Origin of the sequence: Paraburkholderia sp. Clong3, from assembly GCF_050436485.1 — a bacterium.
In the GTDB taxonomy this organism is placed as follows: Bacteria; Pseudomonadota; Gammaproteobacteria; order Burkholderiales; family Burkholderiaceae; genus Paraburkholderia; species Paraburkholderia tuberum.
The window spans coordinates 2,122,496-2,142,385 of record NZ_JBNDMH010000003.1; the positions used below are offsets into that span (position 1 = coordinate 2,122,496).

General features: G+C 61.6%; 21 protein-coding genes and 3 pseudogenes. 6 read left to right on the forward strand and 18 right to left on the reverse strand.

The window, feature by feature from the left end; all coding sequences use genetic code 11:
* Positions 1-101: 101 nt before the first annotated feature.
* The 11 genes from phnE to OKW30_RS33140 form a co-directional block, all read right to left on the reverse strand.
* Positions 102-902, reverse strand: a complete 801-nt coding sequence (gene phnE, locus OKW30_RS33090) for a phosphonate ABC transporter, permease protein PhnE (protein ID WP_184062617.1) — start codon at positions 900-902, stop codon at positions 102-104.
* On the reverse strand, positions 899-1,618 hold the full coding sequence (locus OKW30_RS33095) for a phosphonate ABC transporter ATP-binding protein (RefSeq protein ID WP_184031378.1): 720 nt from the start codon (positions 1,616-1,618) through the stop codon (positions 899-901). The genes phnE and OKW30_RS33095 overlap by 4 nt, the downstream gene beginning before the upstream one ends.
* Before the next feature lie 137 nt (positions 1,619-1,755).
* Complete coding sequence (locus OKW30_RS33100) at positions 1,756-2,655, reverse strand: phosphate/phosphite/phosphonate ABC transporter substrate-binding protein (protein ID WP_429348700.1); 900 nt, start codon at positions 2,653-2,655, stop codon at positions 1,756-1,758.
* Between the two features lie 65 nt (positions 2,656-2,720).
* Complete coding sequence (locus OKW30_RS33105) at positions 2,721-3,854, reverse strand: alpha-D-ribose 1-methylphosphonate 5-triphosphate diphosphatase (RefSeq protein ID WP_429348701.1); 1,134 nt, start codon at positions 3,852-3,854, stop codon at positions 2,721-2,723.
* Positions 3,855-4,203: 349 nt separating this feature from the next.
* Positions 4,204-4,329: a hypothetical protein gene (locus tag OKW30_RS33110; RefSeq protein WP_429348702.1), complete on the reverse strand. Its 126-nt coding sequence runs from the start codon at positions 4,327-4,329 to the stop codon at positions 4,204-4,206.
* A 188-nt stretch (positions 4,330-4,517) separates the two neighbouring features.
* Positions 4,518-5,372, reverse strand: a complete 855-nt coding sequence (locus OKW30_RS33115) for an SDR family NAD(P)-dependent oxidoreductase (protein WP_184062621.1) — start codon at positions 5,370-5,372, stop codon at positions 4,518-4,520.
* A 110-nt stretch (positions 5,373-5,482) separates the two neighbouring features.
* The gene (locus OKW30_RS33120; protein ID WP_429348703.1) at positions 5,483-5,794 is read right to left on the reverse strand and encodes an NIPSNAP family protein; all 312 of its coding nucleotides are present in this window, start codon (positions 5,792-5,794) and stop codon (positions 5,483-5,485) included.
* A 44-nt stretch (positions 5,795-5,838) separates the two neighbouring features.
* Positions 5,839-6,288 carry a CoxG family protein gene (locus OKW30_RS33125; protein WP_429348704.1) on the reverse strand — a complete coding sequence of 150 codons (450 nt, stop codon included), beginning with the start codon at positions 6,286-6,288 and terminating at the stop codon, positions 5,839-5,841.
* A 9-nt stretch (positions 6,289-6,297) separates the two neighbouring features.
* The gene (locus OKW30_RS33130) at positions 6,298-7,179 is read right to left on the reverse strand and encodes an NAD(P)-dependent oxidoreductase (RefSeq protein WP_429348705.1); all 882 of its coding nucleotides are present in this window, start codon (positions 7,177-7,179) and stop codon (positions 6,298-6,300) included.
* 14 nt (positions 7,180-7,193) lie between these two features.
* A complete protein-coding gene (locus OKW30_RS33135; protein ID WP_429348706.1) occupies positions 7,194-7,697 on the reverse strand; it encodes a molybdopterin cofactor-binding domain-containing protein in 504 nt (167 codons plus the stop codon).
* Positions 7,681-8,103 (reverse strand): FAD binding domain-containing protein, encoded by a 423-nt coding sequence (locus OKW30_RS33140; RefSeq protein ID WP_429348707.1) that lies wholly within the window; start codon positions 8,101-8,103, stop codon positions 7,681-7,683. Before OKW30_RS33140 ends, OKW30_RS33135 begins: the two co-directional genes overlap by 17 nt.
* Positions 8,104-8,693: 590 nt before the next feature.
* Here OKW30_RS33140 and OKW30_RS33145 point away from each other — a divergent pair.
* The 3 genes and pseudogenes from OKW30_RS33145 to OKW30_RS33155 form a co-directional block, all read left to right on the forward strand.
* Positions 8,694-10,106 (forward strand): DHA2 family efflux MFS transporter permease subunit, encoded by a 1,413-nt coding sequence (locus OKW30_RS33145; protein WP_429349211.1) that lies wholly within the window; start codon positions 8,694-8,696, stop codon positions 10,104-10,106.
* Positions 10,107-10,187: 81 nt separating this feature from the next.
* Positions 10,188-10,502: pseudogene (locus OKW30_RS33150) on the forward strand (catalase-related domain-containing protein); the annotation flags it as partial.
* A 49-nt stretch (positions 10,503-10,551) separates the two neighbouring features.
* A pseudogene (locus OKW30_RS33155) lies at positions 10,552-11,148 on the forward strand (ankyrin repeat domain-containing protein); the annotation flags it as partial.
* On the opposite strand, the gene OKW30_RS33160 reads toward OKW30_RS33155, so the two are convergent.
* The 4 genes from OKW30_RS33160 to OKW30_RS33175 form a co-directional block, all read right to left on the reverse strand.
* On the reverse strand, positions 11,148-13,412 hold the full coding sequence (locus OKW30_RS33160; RefSeq protein WP_429348708.1) for a molybdopterin cofactor-binding domain-containing protein: 2,265 nt from the start codon (positions 13,410-13,412) through the stop codon (positions 11,148-11,150). The pseudogene OKW30_RS33155 and the gene OKW30_RS33160 overlap by 1 nt on opposite strands.
* Complete coding sequence (locus tag OKW30_RS33165) at positions 13,412-13,864, reverse strand: (2Fe-2S)-binding protein (protein ID WP_429348709.1); 453 nt, start codon at positions 13,862-13,864, stop codon at positions 13,412-13,414. The genes OKW30_RS33160 and OKW30_RS33165 overlap by 1 nt, the downstream gene beginning before the upstream one ends.
* Before the next feature lie 71 nt (positions 13,865-13,935).
* The gene (locus OKW30_RS33170; protein ID WP_429348710.1) at positions 13,936-14,247 is read right to left on the reverse strand and encodes a high-potential iron-sulfur protein; all 312 of its coding nucleotides are present in this window, start codon (positions 14,245-14,247) and stop codon (positions 13,936-13,938) included.
* 16 nt (positions 14,248-14,263) lie between these two features.
* Complete coding sequence (locus tag OKW30_RS33175) at positions 14,264-15,262, reverse strand: aldo/keto reductase (protein WP_429348711.1); 999 nt, start codon at positions 15,260-15,262, stop codon at positions 14,264-14,266.
* A gap of 145 nt (positions 15,263-15,407) precedes the next feature.
* Here OKW30_RS33175 and OKW30_RS33180 point away from each other — a divergent pair, with 145 nt between their 5' ends.
* Positions 15,408-15,863: a winged helix-turn-helix transcriptional regulator gene (locus OKW30_RS33180; protein ID WP_184062629.1), complete on the forward strand. Its 456-nt coding sequence runs from the start codon at positions 15,408-15,410 to the stop codon at positions 15,861-15,863.
* A 374-nt stretch (positions 15,864-16,237) separates the two neighbouring features.
* A pseudogene (locus OKW30_RS33185) lies at positions 16,238-16,989 on the forward strand (efflux RND transporter permease subunit); the annotation flags it as partial.
* Between the two features lie 251 nt (positions 16,990-17,240).
* Here the strand turns inward: OKW30_RS33185 and OKW30_RS33190 are convergent.
* Both OKW30_RS33190 and OKW30_RS33195 read right to left on the reverse strand, forming a co-directional pair.
* A complete protein-coding gene (locus tag OKW30_RS33190) occupies positions 17,241-17,732 on the reverse strand; it encodes an NAD(P)H-dependent flavin oxidoreductase (RefSeq protein ID WP_311539119.1) in 492 nt (163 codons plus the stop codon).
* Between the two features lie 171 nt (positions 17,733-17,903).
* The gene (locus tag OKW30_RS33195; RefSeq protein ID WP_187631826.1) at positions 17,904-18,362 is read right to left on the reverse strand and encodes an Lrp/AsnC family transcriptional regulator; all 459 of its coding nucleotides are present in this window, start codon (positions 18,360-18,362) and stop codon (positions 17,904-17,906) included.
* 124 nt (positions 18,363-18,486) lie between these two features.
* Here OKW30_RS33195 and OKW30_RS33200 point away from each other — a divergent pair, with 124 nt between their 5' ends.
* Positions 18,487-19,023 carry an RBBP9/YdeN family alpha/beta hydrolase gene (locus tag OKW30_RS33200; RefSeq protein WP_429349212.1) on the forward strand — a complete coding sequence of 179 codons (537 nt, stop codon included), beginning with the start codon at positions 18,487-18,489 and terminating at the stop codon, positions 19,021-19,023.
* A 167-nt stretch (positions 19,024-19,190) separates the two neighbouring features.
* On the opposite strand, the gene OKW30_RS33205 is transcribed toward OKW30_RS33200, so the two are convergent.
* The gene (locus OKW30_RS33205; protein WP_184062635.1) at positions 19,191-19,835 is read right to left on the reverse strand and encodes a hypothetical protein; all 645 of its coding nucleotides are present in this window, start codon (positions 19,833-19,835) and stop codon (positions 19,191-19,193) included.
* Positions 19,836-19,890: the final 55 nt, after the last annotated feature.

Genomic DNA, 19,890 nt, shown 5'->3' on the forward strand with positions numbered 1-19,890 from the left:
CTTCAATGATGAGGAGAGCCCTGGGCCGCCGGCTGCGCACTTCCCATGACGATCGCGCCAGGGCATGTAGAGCGACGGCGACGCAGGTGAGCGGCCCGCGTTCAGGTGACACGGCTGCGCAGGTAAGCGGAAACGCGTTCGGCACAGACGACCAGGACGAAGGTGGCGATCAACAGGAACGACACCGTCTGGTACTGGAACAGGTTCATTGCAGTCAGCAACTGGAAGCCGATTCCGCCTGCTCCAACAAAGCCGAGCACGAGCGACGAGCGCAGGTTTTCGTCGAAGCGGAACAGCCCAATGCCGAGCAGCGAGGGCAACACGCCCGGCACGACAGCATGGCTTAACACCTGCAGGCGCCCTGCACCGGTCAGCGTCAACGCTTCGACGGGGCCCATATCCATGTCTTCGATTACTTCCGCGAACAGCCGCCCAAGCATGCCGACCGAATGGACCGCAAGCGCAAGTGCGCCCGGAAACGGCCCCAGCCCGACCGCCGTGACGAACAACAGTGCCCAGACCAGATCGGGCACTGCCCGGGTGACGCCGATCAGCGCGCGCGCGGCGTAGTACAGGGGCAGCGCCGGTGTGACATTCGCGGCCGCCAGAATCGACAGCGGAAAGGCGAGCAGCACCCCGAACACCGTGCCGAAAATCGCCAGGTCAATCGTTTCGAGAACCGGCCACAAGTTCGGGACGAACTGATCGAACGCCGGCGGCACGGCGCGCGAAATGATGTCGACCATACCGTGGGCACCGGTAACCAGATCCTGCGGACGGGCCTGGACGACGATCCACGCCTGCACAAACAGCGCGAACAGCACGACGGCGGCACACACCGACCAGATGGTCCGGCTGCTCGACGAGCCCGTCGATGCACGCATTTCAAGAACCTTGCTCATGACGCCTCGGCCAAATAAAGGCTCGCGATCTGTTGACGGGAGACGGCCGACGCCGTCCGATCGAATTCAAGCAGGCCGCCGCGCAGACCGATCAGTCTGTCGGCATATCGCGTCGCCAGTTCGGGCTGGTGCAGTACGCACACCACCGCGAGACCGTCCTCGTCGGCGAGGCGGCGCAGCAGCCGCATGACTTCGTCGGCCGCTTCGGGGTCCAGACTGGCGACCGGCTCGTCGGCGAGCAAGACGTGAGGACGTTGGGCCAGCGCGCGGGCCACCGCCACGCGCTGCGCCTGTCCGCCCGAAAGCGTGCCGGCGCGCTGGCGCGCCAGATGCAGCAAGCCGACCTCGTCCAGATAGGACAGCGCCGGATCGATCTCCTCGCGAGGCACCCGACCCAGCGCGGTTGCCAGCGTCCGGTGTCGGCCGAGCGCGCCGCAGCAGACGTTCGCCAGCACGCTGCGCCGCTTCACGAGATTGGCGTTCTGCGAGATCAACGCAAGCGGCAGACGCGCCTCACGCAAAGCTTTGCCCGACAGTGCGGCGAGATCGCGCCCAGCCACCTCGACCGACCCGGCGGTCGGCCGATTCAGTCCGACCACGCACTTCATGAAGGTCGACTTGCCGCTGCCATTGCTGCCCAGCACCACGACCAGCTCACCGGCGTGGACCGACACATTCATGCCGCGCAGCGCAGTGTGGCCATTTGCGTAACGCATCGTCAGATCACGGACAGCCAGCTTTACGCCGGGCCCACGCGTCGTATGGAGTGCTGCTCCGGGTAGGCTCGACACGCCGGCTGAAAACCGGCTCGCCGAATCTATCGGGACGCCACCCGAGGTGCTGGACAGAGTGCTCACAGTTTTGCCAGGTCGATGTGAAGAGTCGAAACCAGATCGCGGATCTGGTTATAAGCAGCATCCGTTTGCGGCACCGTCTTCAGTTCCGGGTTCTGGTTCGATGCCAGGAACTTCTGATCGGCTTCCGGTAATTGGCGTAGATCGAGCGAACTCAGCACACTGGCCAGACGGGCCTTGAAATCCGCCGGCAAGTCTCCGCGCACGGCCAGCGGGTCGAGCGGAATCGGTTCCGATTTCCACAGCGTCACGTAAGCCGCAGGATCGAATTCGTTGTGTAGCTTGGCGCTGGCGATTTCTTCGCTGTTCAGCTCGCCCGCTTCGACCTTGTGGTTGCGCAGCGCCTCGAACGACGCCGTGTGGCTGCCCGCGTAGACCGCTTTTACGCCCTTGTCCGGATCGATGCCGTTCTTGCTCAGTCCGAAGGCGGGAAACAGATGGCCGGACGTCGACGCCGGATCGGCGTAAGCGAACGAGCGACCCTTGGTATCGCCCAGCGTCTTGATGCCCGAGCCGGGCCACGTGACGATGGAGGCGTAGTAAGTGGCCGGCTTGCCCTGCTCGCCGGCGAACGTGGCGACGGCTTCAGCGTGCGCGACCTGGTGCGCGAGCACGTAGCCGAGGGGACCGAATTCGCCGAATTCGAGCTTGTTGTTGCGCATTGCCTCGATCTCGGCGTTATAGCTGGTTGCGACGTAAAGTTGCACCGTGCAGCCAAGCTTGTCGCCGATCATCCTGACGAGATCCGTATAGACCGGCAGCATGCGCTGGGCCGATTCGTATGGTTCGACACCAAAGCGAACCACGCCATCGTTCGGACACGTACCAGCTGCATGTGCCGTAACGGAGACAAAACTCACGGCCAGAGCCGCGGCAGATAGAATTTTGGAGACCTTCATATTTTCCTCAATTTATGTTTCGTACATGCCAGGCGATTCAACAACGGATTGCTTTGTTCCGTCCATCAGACGACGCGCTCGCCTGCCCGATACGTCGCGCGGGGGACAGGCAGCGCATCGTGCATCCGCACGCGCACAAAATCGGCACGCAAACCGGGGGCGATCGCGCCGCGGTCGTCCAACCCCACTGCGCGCGCGGGTTGCGCGGATACCGTTGCCATCGCGCGCGGCAGCGTCCAGCCGGCCTTGCCGACCAGTTCGAAGGCGGCGGTCAACAGGCTCGAGGGCACGTAGTCCGAGGACAGGATGTCGAGCAGTCCGGCTTGCGCAAGTTCGATTGCCGAGACGTTGCCCGAGTGCGATCCGCCTCTTACGACGTTCGGCGCGCCCATAATCGTTGCGATGCCGTGTTCGCGTGCGGCTTGCGCGGCGATGCGGGTGGTTGGGAATTCCGCCAGGACGATGCCTTCGGCCGCTGCCTGTTCAACATGCTCGATTACGGTGTCGTCGTGGCTCGCCACCGGCACGCCGAGCTCCATGCAGCGCACAACGATCTCGCGACGGTGCCGGTCGGCGAAACGTCCCTGTCCGTCTGAAAGCTCAGCAATCACGGCGGCGAAGTGTTCGTCAGTCAATTTGCCGTGCCGTTCCTGCCAGCGACGCCATTGATCCCGATCGTGCCATTGGCGCTGGCCCGGCGTGTGATCCATCACCGAAGCGAGCCGCAGCAATGGATCCGTGCACAGTGAATCGAATACATTCACGACGTCGGGGGCGGCGATTTCGCAGCGCAGGTGGAGGAAATGCTCGGCACGCAGCAACTCGCACGCGGACAGGCGCGCGAGTGCCTCCACGCACTGCGTCTGAAGATCCCGGCTGTGCATGTCGACGTCCGAACGCGCGCCGATCCTGAGCGAATCGAATACGGTTGTGATGCCCGCCGCGGCCACCTGTGCGTCATGAATCACCAACGCCGCGTCGATATTCCATCTCACGCCCGGCCGCGGCGCCAGATGCTTCTCGAGATTGTCTGTGTGTAGTTCGACCAGGCCCGGCAACAGATAGTCACCGTTCCAGTCTGCGGCTTCGGCCGCCGACGTCGTGCCCCGTTCAAGGTCGACAATGACGCCGTTTTCAATCCGCAAGGTTCCCGTAAATTCCTCGTCCCGCGTGACGACGCGAGCGTTCCTGATCAGCATCGACATGCTCCGTATGTGTGTCGGCTTTAGCGTGCTGCTGTACGACGCAGCGTTGGTCGTGATTCGACGCGATGAGTCGTGCTGTTGCGTCCGCGATCTCGACGCTCCGCCCGGCAGAAAGCGACGCTCGTGCTTCATGGGCGTTTCCTGCCGGCCCAGAAAGCGGTTGCTGGCCGCGCTTTCGTCTAAACGTCTAGATGTTTAGGGAAAGATCCACCCGGCCGATTCCGCGAGCACGACCGTGATGGCTTCATCACGGTCCGCGCTCTACCATGCACGACTGCGAATTCATTTCACCCGACCGGAATGACAAGACCATGACAGCGACCGACAACAAACACCGAGCGTTTCAATCGAGCGCGGAGTAGACGTTGTAATGGAGCGGCAGATCGAACAGATTCTTGATTGACGAGGTGGTCACGGGCATCGCAAGTGGACGCCATTCGTCGTCGATGAGCATCGAGGGCAGTCGCAATGCTGAAGCCGGCTGCCTCAAAGCGCATTCCAGTCGCAAGGCGCTCCACTGCGGCATTGGTAATGCGATATTTCAGAAAGCGCGGATCGAGGATCTCCACCGACGGATCGGGATAGCTTTCGCTCTGTCGCCACCTTGGAATCTCTACGATCTCCCATCTTCCACTTACGATTTGCGGGGCGGGCAAGTCAGTCGTTCTTCCGGATATACGCTGCGAACGCCTGCTCGTAGTCCGGATGCCAACGCGATAGCGCCGGGCGATTCTCTACAATGTCTCCCGCAGCCCAAAGGATGCGTCGCTCGTCGAGGGAGCGAGGCACATCGTTGTCGGGGCACAGAATGTAGAAATCGCCGGCACCCAGTCGCTCGATCATGAAATCGACAGTCTGCTCGGGCGTCCAGGCAGCCGCCGGTTTCTCGGTACGACCTTGAGCGGCAAGCTCCGTAAACACAAAGCCAGGAATCAGCAAATGCGCGCTGATCCGGCAGCCCGGCGTATTGCGCAACTCGTGCTGCAGTGCTTCGGTAAACGCCTTCAGGCCGGCCTTGGAGACGTTATAAGCCGGGTCGCCGGGCGGCGTCGTGATGCCCTGCTTCGAACCGGTGTTAATGACGAGGCCCGGGCGTCCGCGCGCGATCATCGCGGGCACGAAGGTCTGAGTGCCACGAATGACACCCCACAGGTTGACGTCGAGCACCCGATCCCAGTTAGCGGCCGCTCCGAACATGGCGCTACCCGGTTGAATCCCCGCATTGTTCATGAGGATATCCGTGCCGCCGAAGCGATCCCGAACGGCTGCTTCGAGGCGGACCAGGTCTTCGAGGCGGCTGACGTCCGTCTCGACGGCCAGTACATCCTTCGCGCCTTCAGCAGCCACGCTGGCAATCGCCTGCTTCGCGTGCGCCAGGCGGTCCTCACCCAGATCCGCAATGCACACGCGAAGCCCGAGCTGCGCGAACCGCTTCGCCGAGGCGAGTCCAATGCCGGCAGCGCCGCCTGTCACGACGGCGACGGCTCCGGGAGTGAAAGTAAAGTGTGTCATCAATAGTCCTTTCTGATACGTCATAAAACGTCAGCCCGCCACCTCACAAGCAGACCGCCAAACGGCAGGTACGTCGATAGGTCGCGCGGCCGGGAAATTCGTCACTCACTTCAGTCCATTGGGCAAAACGGCACTGGCGACAGAAACACCGATTCCTGATGGACGAGATACGGCAGGATGCGCGGCGTGAAAGCTTGCCAGCGTGGATCGACTGCGGGTTTCGCGCGCTGCGCGGCCCGATGCGCGTAGCCCTCGTAGCCCCAGCAAAACACGATCGAGTTCAACGTGCCTGAGTCCTTCGTCCAGCAACCCTTGAGGCGGGCGTACTGACTGATGATGCCGAGCCCTTCGCGCTCGTAGATGTCCAGGAACTCGCCTGTCTTTCCCGCCGTAATCTGATATGTACGCATTTCTACCAACATGATTCCCTCTGTTTCGATCGGTACTCTCTCGCAGCACACCGCCGTCAGACCGCGTGGCTTTCGACATGCGCCTTTAGCGCGCTGAAGAACTCATCGAGATTCTTGCTCGCGGCGGACTGAATCAGGCGCGAGCCCACGCTCATCAGCTTCCCGCCAATCCCGACGTCAGCGTCGTACACCAGCACGGTCGTATTGCCTTGCGCTCCAAGTTGCAGGCGCGCAGTGACTTTGGCGAAGCCTAGCGCACCTGCACTGCCCATACCGGCAATCGTATAGGCCCTGAGCGGATCAAGATCCGACAATTCGACGTTGCTTTTGAAGGTCGCCGCCATCGGACCGACGCGAATCTGCACGGTCGATTCGAAATGCAGGTCGTCGAGCCTCTTCAGCGCTTTGCAGCCAGGCAGGCATGCTTCGAGTACTACGGGATCGTTCAATGCACGCCATGCGGCTTCAGGGGGCACGGGCAGGATGGTTTGATCTGTCAGCTTCATCGCCGCCGCTCAGCGCTCGTAGAGTTTGAACAGCGCCTGCGTGCCGTTGCGCGCGCAGCCCCGCTCGGCCAACTCCTGGTACATTACGCGCACCAGTTCCAGACCCGGCAATTCACGTCCCATGCTCCGCGCTTCCTCGTGCGCAATCCGCATGTCCTTGATGAAATGCTCGATGAAGAAACCGGGCGCAAAATCGCCCTTGGCAAGGCGCGGCCCCAGGTTGTTCAGCTGGAATCCACCCGCCGCACCTCCGCCAATCGCGCTCAATACGGTGTCGGCATCCAGCCCGGCGCTGTGCGCATAGGCGAGCCCTTCGCACACGCCCATCATCGTCGACGCAATGACGATCTGATTGCACAGCTTCGTGTGCTGACCCGCACCCGGGCCGCCTTGCAGGACGATGTTGGTGCCGAGGCAGCGCAACATCGGTTCCACGCGTGCGAGCACAGCGCTTGCGCCGCCGACCATGATCGACAGGCGCCCTTCGCGCGCACCGATGTCGCCGCCCGATACCGGCGCATCCAGCATGTGCACCCCGCGCTCAGCGGCGTGCGCGGCCAACTCTTCGGCCAGTTTCGGACTCGACGTCGTCATGTCGACCAGCACCGCATCGCGCTGCGCATGCGCGATCAGACCGTCGTCGCCCAGATATAGTGTGCGGACGTCCGCGGGGGTGCCGACAATCGTGAACACGACGTCCGATACTTCGGCGAGCGCCCGCGGGGTCGCTTGCCATGTCGCGCCGGCCTCGATGAGCGGCTCAGCCTTCGCACGCGTACGGTTATAGACATGCAGCGGATAGCCGGCGGCGGCGAGCCGCGAGGCCATCGAGAAACCCATGATGCCAAGGCCGATAAAGCCAATCGCGGGTTTGCCTGTAGATTGATTCATGATGGTTGGTCCGTTCAGAGTTTGTCGCGCAGCAAGTCGCGCAATAGCATGGGAGTCAGTGGATGACGGTCGGCAACGACGCCAAATGGCGCCAGCGCATCATTGACCGCGTTGGTCAATGCGCCGATCGCTCCCATCACCCCGCCTTCGGCCATCCCCTTGATGCCGGCCGCCGTCGACTTGCCAGGCGTATGCAGCGGGATGATCTCGAAGTTGGGCAATTCAGTTGAAGTAGCGATCAGGTAGTCGGCGAGTGAGCCGGTCACGTTCTGTCCCGAGTCGTCGTAACGCATCTGCTCGAACAGCGCGCCCGACAGTCCCATCGCCACGGCGCCATGCTGCTGCCCTTCCACCACGGTGGGATTGAGCAGCGTGCCGCAGTTTTCGGCGACGACGTAACGCGCGATACGGATGGCGGCGGTCAAGACGTCCACCTCGATCTCGCATCCATGAGCCGCATTCGAATAGGTCATGGCCGGAGGGTCGTAAGTCAGGTGAAATTCAAGGCCCGGCGTCAAACCTTGCGCCTGGCGTACTCGCAATGAGCGGTAGTTGCGCCGTGGGGTCCGCATGCGCGAGACTGCCGCCGAGTGTCCCGCGCTGTCGGATGGCGTAATGTCCGATCGTCGCCGCCGCTTCAGCCAGTAGCGGGCAAGCAGCGCGCACTGTGTTGCTGGTGGCCAGCTCGTGATGGCGCGTCATTGCGCCGACCGCTAGCGTATCGGGTTCAAGCGTGACGCCCTTGAGTTGAGGCAGCGCATTCAGATCGACCAGGTGCGCCGGTTGCGCGAAGCGCATATTCATCATCGGCGCGAGGCTTTGTCCTCCGGCGATCAGCTTGGCGTCAAAACCGTGAAGAGCAAGCAGCGACAGCGCGTCGTCGAGCGTGCTCGGCCGGTGATACGAAAATGCGGTGGGCTTCATACGCGTTGCGCCTGCGCACTCAGGCTGCGATTCCGGGCGATGACAGGCAACCCGCGACAGCCCCGCCCGCCGATAACCGAGGCAATCGACGACGGCCATTCCCGATTCGCTTGACGCTGCTCATGAGTCGCCCCAGCCGCGTGCGCGGCGCTGTTCACCCCGTGGGATAGCTACTGCTTCAGCCATCGCATTGGCAACGAGGATATCGCCAATAAATTAACTCGTCAATTGACGACTAAATTTCCATGAACAGTCTCGACGTCGATCCAGCATGCAAGCTGGTGTATTTGCCTGTTTGTAAGGGAAATCGCGATGTGGCGTTTTTTATCGGCCGTTTGATCGGCATCATCCCTGCCTTCATGCCCTTCCCTTGTGAACGGGTTTTTAAAATACGTCTTCACATGACGACTTATGATTTGATAGAGTACATCGTCCGCAAGCATGAACCGGTGTCGCCATGCTCCCGGTCTAGCCATGCACTATCTCAGTGCCATCGCGAAGCGAGCTTCATCTGTGACTGCCGGCATCGGCAAACACTCGTGCCAGGGCGTTTGCGAGTCTGCCACTCAACCCGTATCGGTTCTCCGCTCATGTCTTTGTCAAGCCGTCAATCGGTCGTCATCGCATTGATCGTCGCCAGTGCCTATTTCATGGAGAACCTCGACGCTACGGTGATTGCGACGGCGCTGCCCCACATGGCCGCTACGTTCGGCGTCACGCCCGTGAGGTTGAGTATCGGCATGACCGCCTATCTGCTCGCGCTCGCGGTTTTCATCCCGATCAGCGGCTGGGTGGCGGATCGCTTTGGGCAACGCTCTGTGTTCGGTAGCGCCATCGTCGTGTTCACGGGCGCCTCGATACTTTGCGGACTCAGCAACGGTCTCGTCGAATTCACGGTCGCGCGGATCCTGCAGGGACTCGGCGGTGCAATGATGGTGCCGGTAGGCCGGCTCGCGGTGCTGCGCAGCACTGAGAAGCGTCATCTGATGCGCTCGATCGCCTACATTACCTGGCCCGGCTTGGCCGCACCGGTGCTGGGTCCAGCGCTGGGCGGCTTTATATCGACCTATTTCAGCTGGCGGTGGATCTTTCTGCTGAACGTACCGATCGGTCTGCTGGGTCTGGTGCTGACCGCCACGTTCATTCCGAACTACCGCGAATCCAGCCGCCGGCCGTTCGATGTGCCCGGATTCGTGCTTAGCGGAGTCGCGCTAACCTGCCTCATGTATGGCATGGAACTCGTTGGGCAACCATATGGCGACTGGCACATCACGGTCGCAGCCCTGACGGGTGGCATGGTCGCCGCGGCCTTCGCGGTACGGCATTTCCGGCGTGCCGAACATCCGCTGATCGATCTTGCGCCGTGGCGAATCCCGACCTTTCGCTTGACCCTCGAAGGAGGTTCGTTGTATGTCGTCTCGGTCAGCGTTTCGCCCTTCCTGTTGCCGCTGTTCTTCCAACTCGGTTTCGGGCTGAACGCGTTCGCCGCCGGTTTGCTCGTGCTCGCTTACGCGGCCGGCAATCTGGCCATGAAGACCGTCACCATGCCCATTCTCAAGCGCTTTGGTTTTCGCAAGGTAATGATCGTGAATGGCCTGCTCACTGCCGCCACCATCGCCCTGTGCGCCCTACTCTCCCCGGACACGCCACGCACGCTGATCATGCTGGTGCTGCTGATCGGCGGGCTATGCCGATCGATGCAGTTCACCAGCATCAACACGCTCGCATTCGCGGACGTGCCGTCGGCGCGGATGAGTTCGGCGAGCACGTTTTTCAGCATGGTCCAGCAGATGACCATCGGTCTAGGCATCGCATTCGGTGCGATCGCGCTGCATGCTGCAGTCCTGATACATGGCGGCCACGCGCAGCTTTCGCTCGCTGACTTCCGGGTCGCGTTTCTGCTTGTCGCGGCGTTGGTACTGATCTCCATGCTCTACTTTATCGGCATCGAACCCGATGCCGGCTGCGAGGTTAGCGGCCATACGCAAGCCGCATCGCAGTAGTGCGGAAATTGTATCGAGCGCATTGACGGCTACCGGTCCAAATTAAACAGAGAGAGTCCGTTCAGAATGACCCGGGTAGCGGAGATCTCGCAGCAGGCCAGGTACAAGTCCGTGCAGACGCCGCTCAGCGGAACGACGCAGCAAATGGCGATCCACAAGACGCTCGACTTCCGTCAGGCTGGCGAGTTCTACCGGACGCTACCTGAAGCCAACAAGGCGGATCGGGTCACGGCATTGTCGGGCGATCTGGGCCGTGTAACAAACGACGCGAACAAGTACACGATGCTGTCGTACTTCTACAAGGCTGATTCCGATTACGGTACCCGCCTCGCGCGCGCCACACATGCGGATCTCTCACGCGTGCAGGATACGGCGTCGCACCTTGGCAATAACTGAAGCCAGTAGGCCCCGTGTTGCCTGAATACGATTTCCGACGGAGAATGTCATGCGAGGTTTCTCTACTGCGCGGCGAGTAGTTCGAAACGCACCCGCGGCAGCGATAGCCGCACTCCTGACCGCGAGTTGTGCGGAGCACGTTTGTCGGCCAGCAACGTATTCCGGCACGGTCGACGCGCGGGGATACACCGATGATTGGTTCGCCGCGGCGCGCGAAGGGCGCACCGATATCGTTCAATTGCTGATCGACGCACACTATCCGATCGAAACCGCAACGCCTGACGGATATACGGCGCTCATTCTTAGCGCGTATGACAATCACCCGGACACGCTAAAGGCGCTTCTTGCCGCACACGCCAACGCATGCGCCGCCGACAAGCACGGCAATACCGCGTTGATGGGTGCGCTTTTCAAGGGCGAAACGAACATTGCGCAAATATTGCTCGGGACGCGCTGCCCTATCGATCAAACCAACAACGCAGGGGAAACGGCGCTATCGTTTGCTGCGCTGCTCGGCCGGCTCGATATGCTTGCGGTGCTGGTGGCGCACGGAGCGAACGTCAATCATGTCGACGCACGCGGAGGCACCGCGCTGCAAATGGCCATTTCGCAACACAATACCGCCGCAACCGATGCGTTGCGCCGCTACGCCCGTTTCAGCAGCGACGTATCCACCGGCAACGCACGAATGCGCTGGCCGGTCGCATTGAAGATCGCGTTGCAGATGGCCGCTGAAGTCGGCGGCACGCCCGGCTCGCCAACACCGCCCGGCGGCGCATCGCTCGGCACGATATACACGTGTGTCTCGGGAACGGAATCGATACGGGCAACTTGGTAGTCCGTGAAGTTCGATTGCTCCGACGCGCCGTTCCGGAAAGTGAGTTCACTGTATAACGTGTTGCCGAGCGCCATCACCACCGCACCCTCGAACTGCGCAATAACCCGATCGGGATTGACGATGCGCCCGCAGTCGACGGCCAGATCGACGCGTGTCACACGCACCGAACCGTCGTCGGCCACCTGCACATGCGCGACCGCCGCCACGTAACTCAGAAAGCTGCGATGTACCGCAACCCCGCGCCCGTGCCGCGCCGGCAATACGGTCGACCACCCGGAGCGCGCGGCGGCCGCGCGAACCACGGCCGCATAGCGGGCGGTGTCGATCGGATACTCGTCGATCGACGCGCCGTAGTTTGGGTAATCGACCCCTAGTGCATGCAGATCGACATGCCGCGGCGTGCCGAGCAGCGTGAGCAGGTGCTGCACCGGATCGTGCCGCGCGGCCGCGGCAAGTTCATCGACGAACGACCCTAATGCGAAGCCGTGGGGAATGTTGTACACCGATCGATACCAGCCGATGCGCGTGTGTGCAGAGGCGGCGCCGTTCTCACACCGCACGTTGGCGATGTCGTAAGGCATGTCGGTCACGCCCTGCCCCAGTTCACCCGCCGCCCCGTAACGGACATCAGCCTTGAATGTCGAACTGATCGACGGAAACACCGTGCGGTGCAACCACGCGACCGTCTTGCCTTGCGCATCGAGCCCGCCTTCCATGTGCTGGGCGCACACCGCATGGAAATAGTCGTTGTGCACATCGTCTTCGCGAGTCCACGTGAGCTTCACGGGAGCGCCAACCTCGCGTGACAGGAACGCCGCCTCGGCCACATAGTCAGGCTTGGACTTGCGGCCGAAGCCGCCGCCCAATAACGTGACATTGATCGTCACGGCCGGCTCCTGCAAGCCGAGCACCTGTGCCACGGTCGTGCGAGCCTGCTGTGGATTCTGCGTCGCGGTCCATACTTCAACCGCACCGTTCGCGTAGGACGCGGTCGCGGCGAGCGGCTCCATCGCCGCGTGCGCCAGGTGCGGCACATAGTAGTCCGCCGAGACATGGTGGGCGGCGCTCTTTAGCGCAGCCGCTGTGTCGCCGTTGTTGCGAACGATTTTGCCCGGCTGCCGCGCGGTGTCCTCGAGCGCCTTGCGATAAGCCTGACTGTCATAGGATGCATTCGGCCCAAGGTCCCAGTCGAGCCTCAATTTCCGCCGCCCTTGCATCGCAGACCAGGTGCTGGTTGCCACCACCGCGATGCCGCCCAGCGGCTGGAAACCGGCGGGCAACGGCGCAGCGGGAATGCGGACCACATGCAGCACGCCGGGCACTTTCATCGTTTCGGTCGAATCGACGCTCTTGAGCGTCGCGCCATAGACCACCGAACGTTCGATCGACGCGTACGTCATTCGGGGCAACACGACATCGATGCCGTACGTCGCCCGGCCGTGGACGATGTCGTCGAGATCGACGATCGGCAGCGACTTGCCGATATAGCGCCAGGTACCCTCGTCTTTCAGATGCAGCGTGTCACGGCCCGGCACCGGCTGACGCGCCGCCGCCGTTGCGAGCGCGCCGTAGGCCACGCGCCGCCCGCTCGCCGCATGCACGACATGACCCGGCTCAGTGTGGCAGGTCGCCGGCGCCACGCGCCATTGCACGGCGGCCGCCGCCACGAGCATCTGCCGGGCCGTGCCACCTGCTTCGCGCAATGGCTGGAAGAACTGGCGGATGCTGCGCGAGCCATCGGTATTCTGGTCGCCATACTTCGCATCGCCTTGCGCCTGCACGACCTTGACGGTGTTCCAGTCGGCATCGAGTTCGTCCGCAAGAATCATCGCGAGACTGGTGCGGATACCGGTCCCCATCTCCGAACGATGCACGACCAGAATGATCTCGCCGGACGGCGCGACCGAGACGTACACGTTCGGTGCGAAAGGCGCTTTAGCGCCATTCGCGGATGACAGCACGCTCGCCGCGAGTGCGGTACCCGCGCCGCCGATCTGCAAGCCCAGCACAACCCCACCTGCCAAAGTCCCTCTCAACACCCCGCGCCGGCTCAGATTGACGATTTCGCCCATCACGCCTCCGACGCTGCCGCCTTGACGGCGGCCTTGATGCGTTGATAGGTGCCACAGCGGCAAACATTGCCGGACATCGCTTCGACGATCTGCTCGTCACTCGGCTTCGGCGTCTGCTTGAGCAACGACGCGGCCTGCATGATCTGTCCAGGCTGGCAGTAACCGCACTGCGGCACATTGGCGGCTTTCCACGCGCGCTGCACGGGGTGATCGCCGCCTTTGCCGAGTCCCTCGATGGTCGTGACGGGCTTGCCCTGAACATCCGCCAGTGCGGTCACACACGAACGCACAGCGACACCGTCCAGATGGACCGTGCATGCGCCGCACGCGCCGACCCCGCAACCGAACTTGGTACCGTGCAGCCCGAGCAGATCACGGACTGCCCACAGCAGCGGCATATTCGCATCCGCATCGACGTTGTGATGAACGCCGTTCACAATGAGTTCCATCAACTGATTCCTCGTAGTCGACGCGAACGGCACGAAGTCGTCATGCGCCGTATCGCTTTACCCGCCCAAGCCTATCAGGCTCTCGCCTGATAGGCGTTGCACCATCCCGCGCCGCTCACCTGTTTCGCACCAAACAGCGCGCAAAGCGCGCTCGTGTCGGCTGGCTTGCCCTGATAGAACTGGCAATTCGAGCAGCGCTGGGTGGCGCTGAAGCGCGGATATTTCGCGTGATCGACGCGCGATGCGTCGGTCCGGTAGCCGAGCGCCTGCGCGGCCGGATCGCTTTCCTGAAGCTGCGTGGGCGCGGCCCACGCCGTGTCGCCGGTCATTGCCAGCGCCGCGGCGCCAACGGTATGCACAATGAAAGTTCGTCGATTGGTTCGCATGTTCAATACACTCCTTTCACGACACCAGAACACGTTGCGGCGGCGCCATAAACTCCGGGCCTACCGGGTCCTTGACGAATTGCGAGACGATCGCGTCGATTTGCGCGAAGGCCTTGTCGTCGAGTCGCCAGCCGAACGCGGCTTCGAGTCCGTCCAGTTGCGACGGACGGCGCGCACCCCACAGCGCGATCGTCGGGCCGCGGTCCAGCACCCAGCGCACTGCAAGCGCAAGCACCGACTTGTCGAAGTTATCGCGCGCGAAGACGTCCAGTGCTTTCACAGCGTCGACATACTGCTGACGACGCGGCGCACGGAACTTCGGGTCATGTTGACGCAGATCGTCACCCTCGAAACGCGTCTCGGCGCCGATGCGCCCTGCCAGCAATCCGCGGCACAGTGCGCCATAGGCGAGTGCAACCAGCCCATGCTGTTTCACATAAGGCAGCACATCGCGGTCGATGTCGCGTTCAAACAGGTTATAAGGCGGCTGCGTGGTGGACAGCGGCGCCACGCGGCGGAACGCGTCCATTTGCGCCGCAGAGAAATTGCTGACGCCGAGCGCGCCAACCTTGCCTTCCTTGTGTAGGTCGTTCAGCACCGCGGCCGTCTCTTCGATTGGCACGAGCGGATCGGGCCAGTGAACCTGGTATAGATCGATGTAATCTGTCCGCAAGCGCCGAAGTGTATCCTCTACTTCGTGACGAATGCGCTCCGGCGAAGCATTGCGAAATACCTTGCCGTCCTGCCATTCGAGAGCGACTTTAGTCGCGATGACTGCCTTGTGGCGATATCCATCGGCCAGTGCTTTGCCGACGATTTCCTCCGACGCGCCGAAGCCGTACGCCGGCGCCGTGTCGATAAGGTTCACGCCGCTGTCGAGCGCCCGGCGGATCACCGCAATCGAGTCCTTCTCATCAGTGCCGCCCCACATCCATCCGCCGATCGCCCACGTGCCCAGGCCGATACGCGATACAGGCGTCGATAAACCCTCAACTTCAATTGTTTCAATAGTCATGCGATGCTCTCTGGTTAAAGCGCCGCATCCATGTCGAATGCGGTCCGAGAAAATGCGACGTGCCCAAAGGACGGGCAGGCGAGTCGATTATTTCAGCCGGATCCGGCGATCACAAGAAGGCACCTGAAGGTTCCATACTTTCCCCATGGAAACAAATTGCTACGACGGCCCTCACGCCGCCGAGAACCCACAGAAGAAAACCGATGACCTCGCGCGCAACGTCATCGAGCAGATCGCCGACAAGTGGACGATCCTCGTGATCGACGCGCTGGGCACCCATGGCGAGATGCGTTTCTCGCGGCTACGCGACGAGGTGGGGGGCGTCAGTCAGAAGATGCTCACGAAGACCTTGCGGCAACTCGAGCGCGACGGTCTCGTCACGCGCTATGTGCATCCCGTGATACCGCCTCGTGTCGACTATCAGTTGACGCCGCTAGGACGCAGTCTGCTCGACAAGATCTGTGGGATCTGGGACTGGGTGGAAGCGCATATGGCGGAAATGGAATCGGCGCGACGGCAGTTCGATCTCGGCGAAAGGCGTACCGATCGCGCGCCTTCGAACCGGGACGCGGAGTCCGGCTCAGAAACGCGCCTGGAATAGCCGAACGCGCACTGTCAGGTTGGCCGCGAGCCTGGTAAGACGTTGCGACATCAGGGACGCCCGGAACGCGGCAAACGAGGAACGCATTCGCCTGGAAGCGCGGCGCGTTGGCAGCGCGCTTGCCATGGGTGGTCGGGTCGCCGGTGTCTTCCTGAACCGTCTCCATAGACGCGAGGCCGGCCACGATCGATAGATCGCGCGTGAGTCCTCACGTCACCGCACGTTCCCATCAACACCAGATAACAGAACGGTAATCTGGCCGACCGCAGCCCATAAGGGCCGCACCATCACACTCCTGACTCGCGAAGCCCGCGTCACGCGCTCTGACAGCGCAGGAACGCCGTGCCTTCATGGCCTCATTTCAGGAACCCGTCATGTGGATCGTCCAGCTCGCGCTGCGCCGCCCTTATACCTTCGTGGTCCTCGCCGTACTGATCCTTATCGTCGGCCCGCTTGCGATACTGCGCACGCCGACCGATATCTTCCCGAACATCGATATCCCGGTGGTCAGCATCGTCTGGACGTACAACGGCTTTTCCGCCCAGGACATGGCCAATCGCATCACGTCGAATTACGAGCGCGCGCTGAGCTCGGACGTCGACGACATCGAGCATATCGAGTCGCAATCGCTGAACGGCGTCTCGGTGGTGAAGATCTTTTTCCATCCGGGCGCGGACATCAATCGCGCGATCGCCGAGGCAGCGTCGAACTCCGCATCGATCCTACGCGTGCTGCCGCCCGGCACGCTGCCGCCGAACATCATTACCTATAACGCCTCGACGGTGCCGATCCTGCAACTCGGCCTCTCCAGCGACACGCTCTCCGCAGCGACACGCTCTCCGAACAGCAACTCTACGACCTCGGCAACAGCGCGATCCGCACTCAGTTGGCGACGGTACAAGGCGCGTCGGTGCCGCTGCCGTTCGGCGGCAAGGTCCGGCAGATCATGGTCGATATCGACCCGCGCGCATTGCAAGCCAAAGGCCTCGCACCGCTCGACGTGGTCAACGCCGTCAACGCGCAGAACCTGATCCTGCCGGGCGGCACCGCGAAGATCGGCACGAAGGAATACAACGTGCAGATGAACGGCAGCACGGACACCATAGCCGCGCTCAACGATCTGCCCACCTATGGGCGTACAACAAAGTTCGGGGGAAAAATTGATCGAACGGCCGCTATCACCGTCGAAGTCGCAAGCACGAGGCAGGGTCAAAGTTTGCACCAGCAACCGCGATTTCTGAGACTGCATCGATTGCAGATCCGCAAAGTCTGCGGGATCGCCTACCAACAAGGCTTGTGAAGCGACAACAAAAAAGTGCCGCATTCGAATCATGCTGCGCCGCATTAAATAGGGACGGTCCAGTTCGAGCTGACCGCTTAACCTTGTCGTGTCTGGATCGCACTACAGTCGTAATCTGCATTGAAATCACGGGGATGCCGCGACGGTTCACCATTAGGCGAGTTGGTGTATGGGCCGCGTTCTTCTAACAGCAACGTCAACATCGCGTCGTCGTCGACGAAGCTTGAGTAACCCGCGCCGAGGGCCGTTGGCGGCTGTGCCTGGAAGCGCTCGAAATGCGGCTTCAGATACGTGAGCCAACGCGCGTCACGCGCCAAGTCTGCGGGTGGTCGAACATGGCAAAAGACATTCACGTTGAATGGACGTTCAGTGAGCAAACGTGTTTCGCGGATGAGGGCGCGAGCGTTCTCCGCAGTCATGCCGCCAAGACCGACGGAGCCCAGCGCACCTGCATCGGACACGGCCGCAGCCAGCGCCGGGGTGGCCCAACCGGCCATCGGCGCCTGGATGATCGGTACAGCAATTCCGAGTTTCGCAAGCAGGTTACTTGAGTTTTCAGTGGTGCCCATCGCACGCTCCTTCGCCTGGTCATGACTAGTGCGTGGTTTTGCGCGCTCGCCACGTCGACTATATTGTGCATCGCTGCGACGCTGACCGCATTTCCCCCGCTGGGGGGTGCTAAACGAAGGGTACTATCGACCCCATATAGCGGTCATCCAGATTTTCTACAAAGCAGCCCGTCAAGTCTGCGATCCGAGGATCGCCTTCGGCGGATAGCTCGCTAGCACGACAGAAGTGGTCACGGGCCCGAATCTGGCAAACGCGTCGATTGCGGTTTCGAGCTGGGCCATCTCTTCAACCACAATCCGAACGATGAAGCAGTCTTCACCAGTGATCCGGTGCGCCTCGACGATCTCAGGCATTGCTTCGAAGGCGCTCAGGCAATGCTTAATCTCAGCATGGGTGGTGCGGATTCGCACGATCGCCGCGATGCCCCGACCGACGAGGCCGGGATTTATCCGCGCCGCGTAGCCCTCGATGACTCCCCGCTCCTCGAGCCTTCTGATGCGGGCGGTGACAGCCGGCTGAGAAAGCCCGATCTGCTTCCCAAGTTCCGTGTTGGTGACACGTGCATTGCGCTGAAGCACCTCCAAGATCCGCCAGTCGAGCCTGTCCAACGTTACCGGCTTAGTTTTCATTTGTAAGCACCCTCAAGCTCAGTCAATTCGTTTGTGTATGACCATCAATCCATTTGATTTGCGATGTTGCCTGAATTCGCGAGCTTTTACACTGGATGCTCATTCACTCATGGAGATCTGGCAGATGGACTACCCCGTTCTTGTTGTTCCTGGCATCGGCAACTCCAGTCCATTGCACTGGCAGAGCGTATGGCAAGCCGCGCATCCGGATTGGCAACGCCTCGCAGTCGAGGATTGGGATTACGTCGTGTGCGATGAGTGGGTAGCGGCGATAGAACGGCAGCTAGCGGCAAACGGGAGGGAGACTGTCATAGTGGCGCACAGCCTCGGATGTCTGGCCGTGGTCCATTGGGCTGCCAGGTACGCGCGGAAGATTCGTGGCGCGCTGCTTGTGGCCGTGCCGGACCCGGCATCACCGGCATTTCCCCGGGTAGCCGCGAGCGGATTCGCGCCCCTGCCATCGGAGCAGTTGCCGTTTCCGACGACCGTCGTATCCAGCACCAACGATCCATACGGCAGCGTGGACCACGCACGCGCCTGCGCAGCTGCGTGGGGCAGCGAACTCGTCGAAGTTAGAGCGAAGGGACATCTCAACGCCGACAGCAACCTTGGCAATTGGCCCGAAGGGTTTCGATTGCTGGAGAAGATGAACAACGGTTGATCCGGTGTTCAACCGCCGGCGTGCCTATTCCAGCGTGCGAGGTCGGATCGCTCACGGGTCGCAGCCGCCGACGGTGGAATAGTTCTTCACTGAGCGGCAATGGAAACACCCATCCAGTTTCGGGATGGCGCCGCTGATTGACGACGGCACGCCAGAAAATGGCTTATTTAGTTTTGGACGTTTTTACCGTAGTCTTCCCAGTACCGAAGCGGATCGCGATATTGTGGATAGTGTAAGTTGAGCCACGCCGACAGTCTGGCCCAGTCGGGATGGTTGGTACCGGTTTGGGCAGACCATATTGACGATCTTTCAAGAACCAGACCGTTCAAGCGATCACGGACAACCAGGCTGCCCAGTCCGCTTGAACTGTTCGTCTGTGATTCAACCAGATACCGCGGCAGAATCCTGAGCTCCGCGTCCTCCGCCCACCCGTATACCGCGCGAACTACGCCGGTGGAATCTCGCAACTCCGTGGGTCCACTTCCCTGCCGAACGGCTGTCCAACCCTCAGGAAACTCAGCGACAACCTCGTTTTTTCCTTCCCTTACCCACTTCGCGTGCCATGCTTTCGCCATCGCCTCGCGTACGTGAGACACCGACTCGTAGCCAGTAGGCAGCTCGATCGCCATCGGAAGAGTAATGAGGTTGTCCTTCCAGAGTTTGGTTTCGTTGTCGACGCGCTCGACTGCGTCGAACGCCCCGGCTTCGAATGGGTTCTCGGGCCGGCCGCTTACTTTCACGTTCCCGCTGGGCAGGCCTTCGAAAAGGCGCTCAGCATCGTGGCGGGTGAGTTTTGTCTTTCCTTTCTTCATGGTCTCACTACAGCAAGGTTGTCTCACTAACATGGAGGCTCTGACGTCCAAAGTC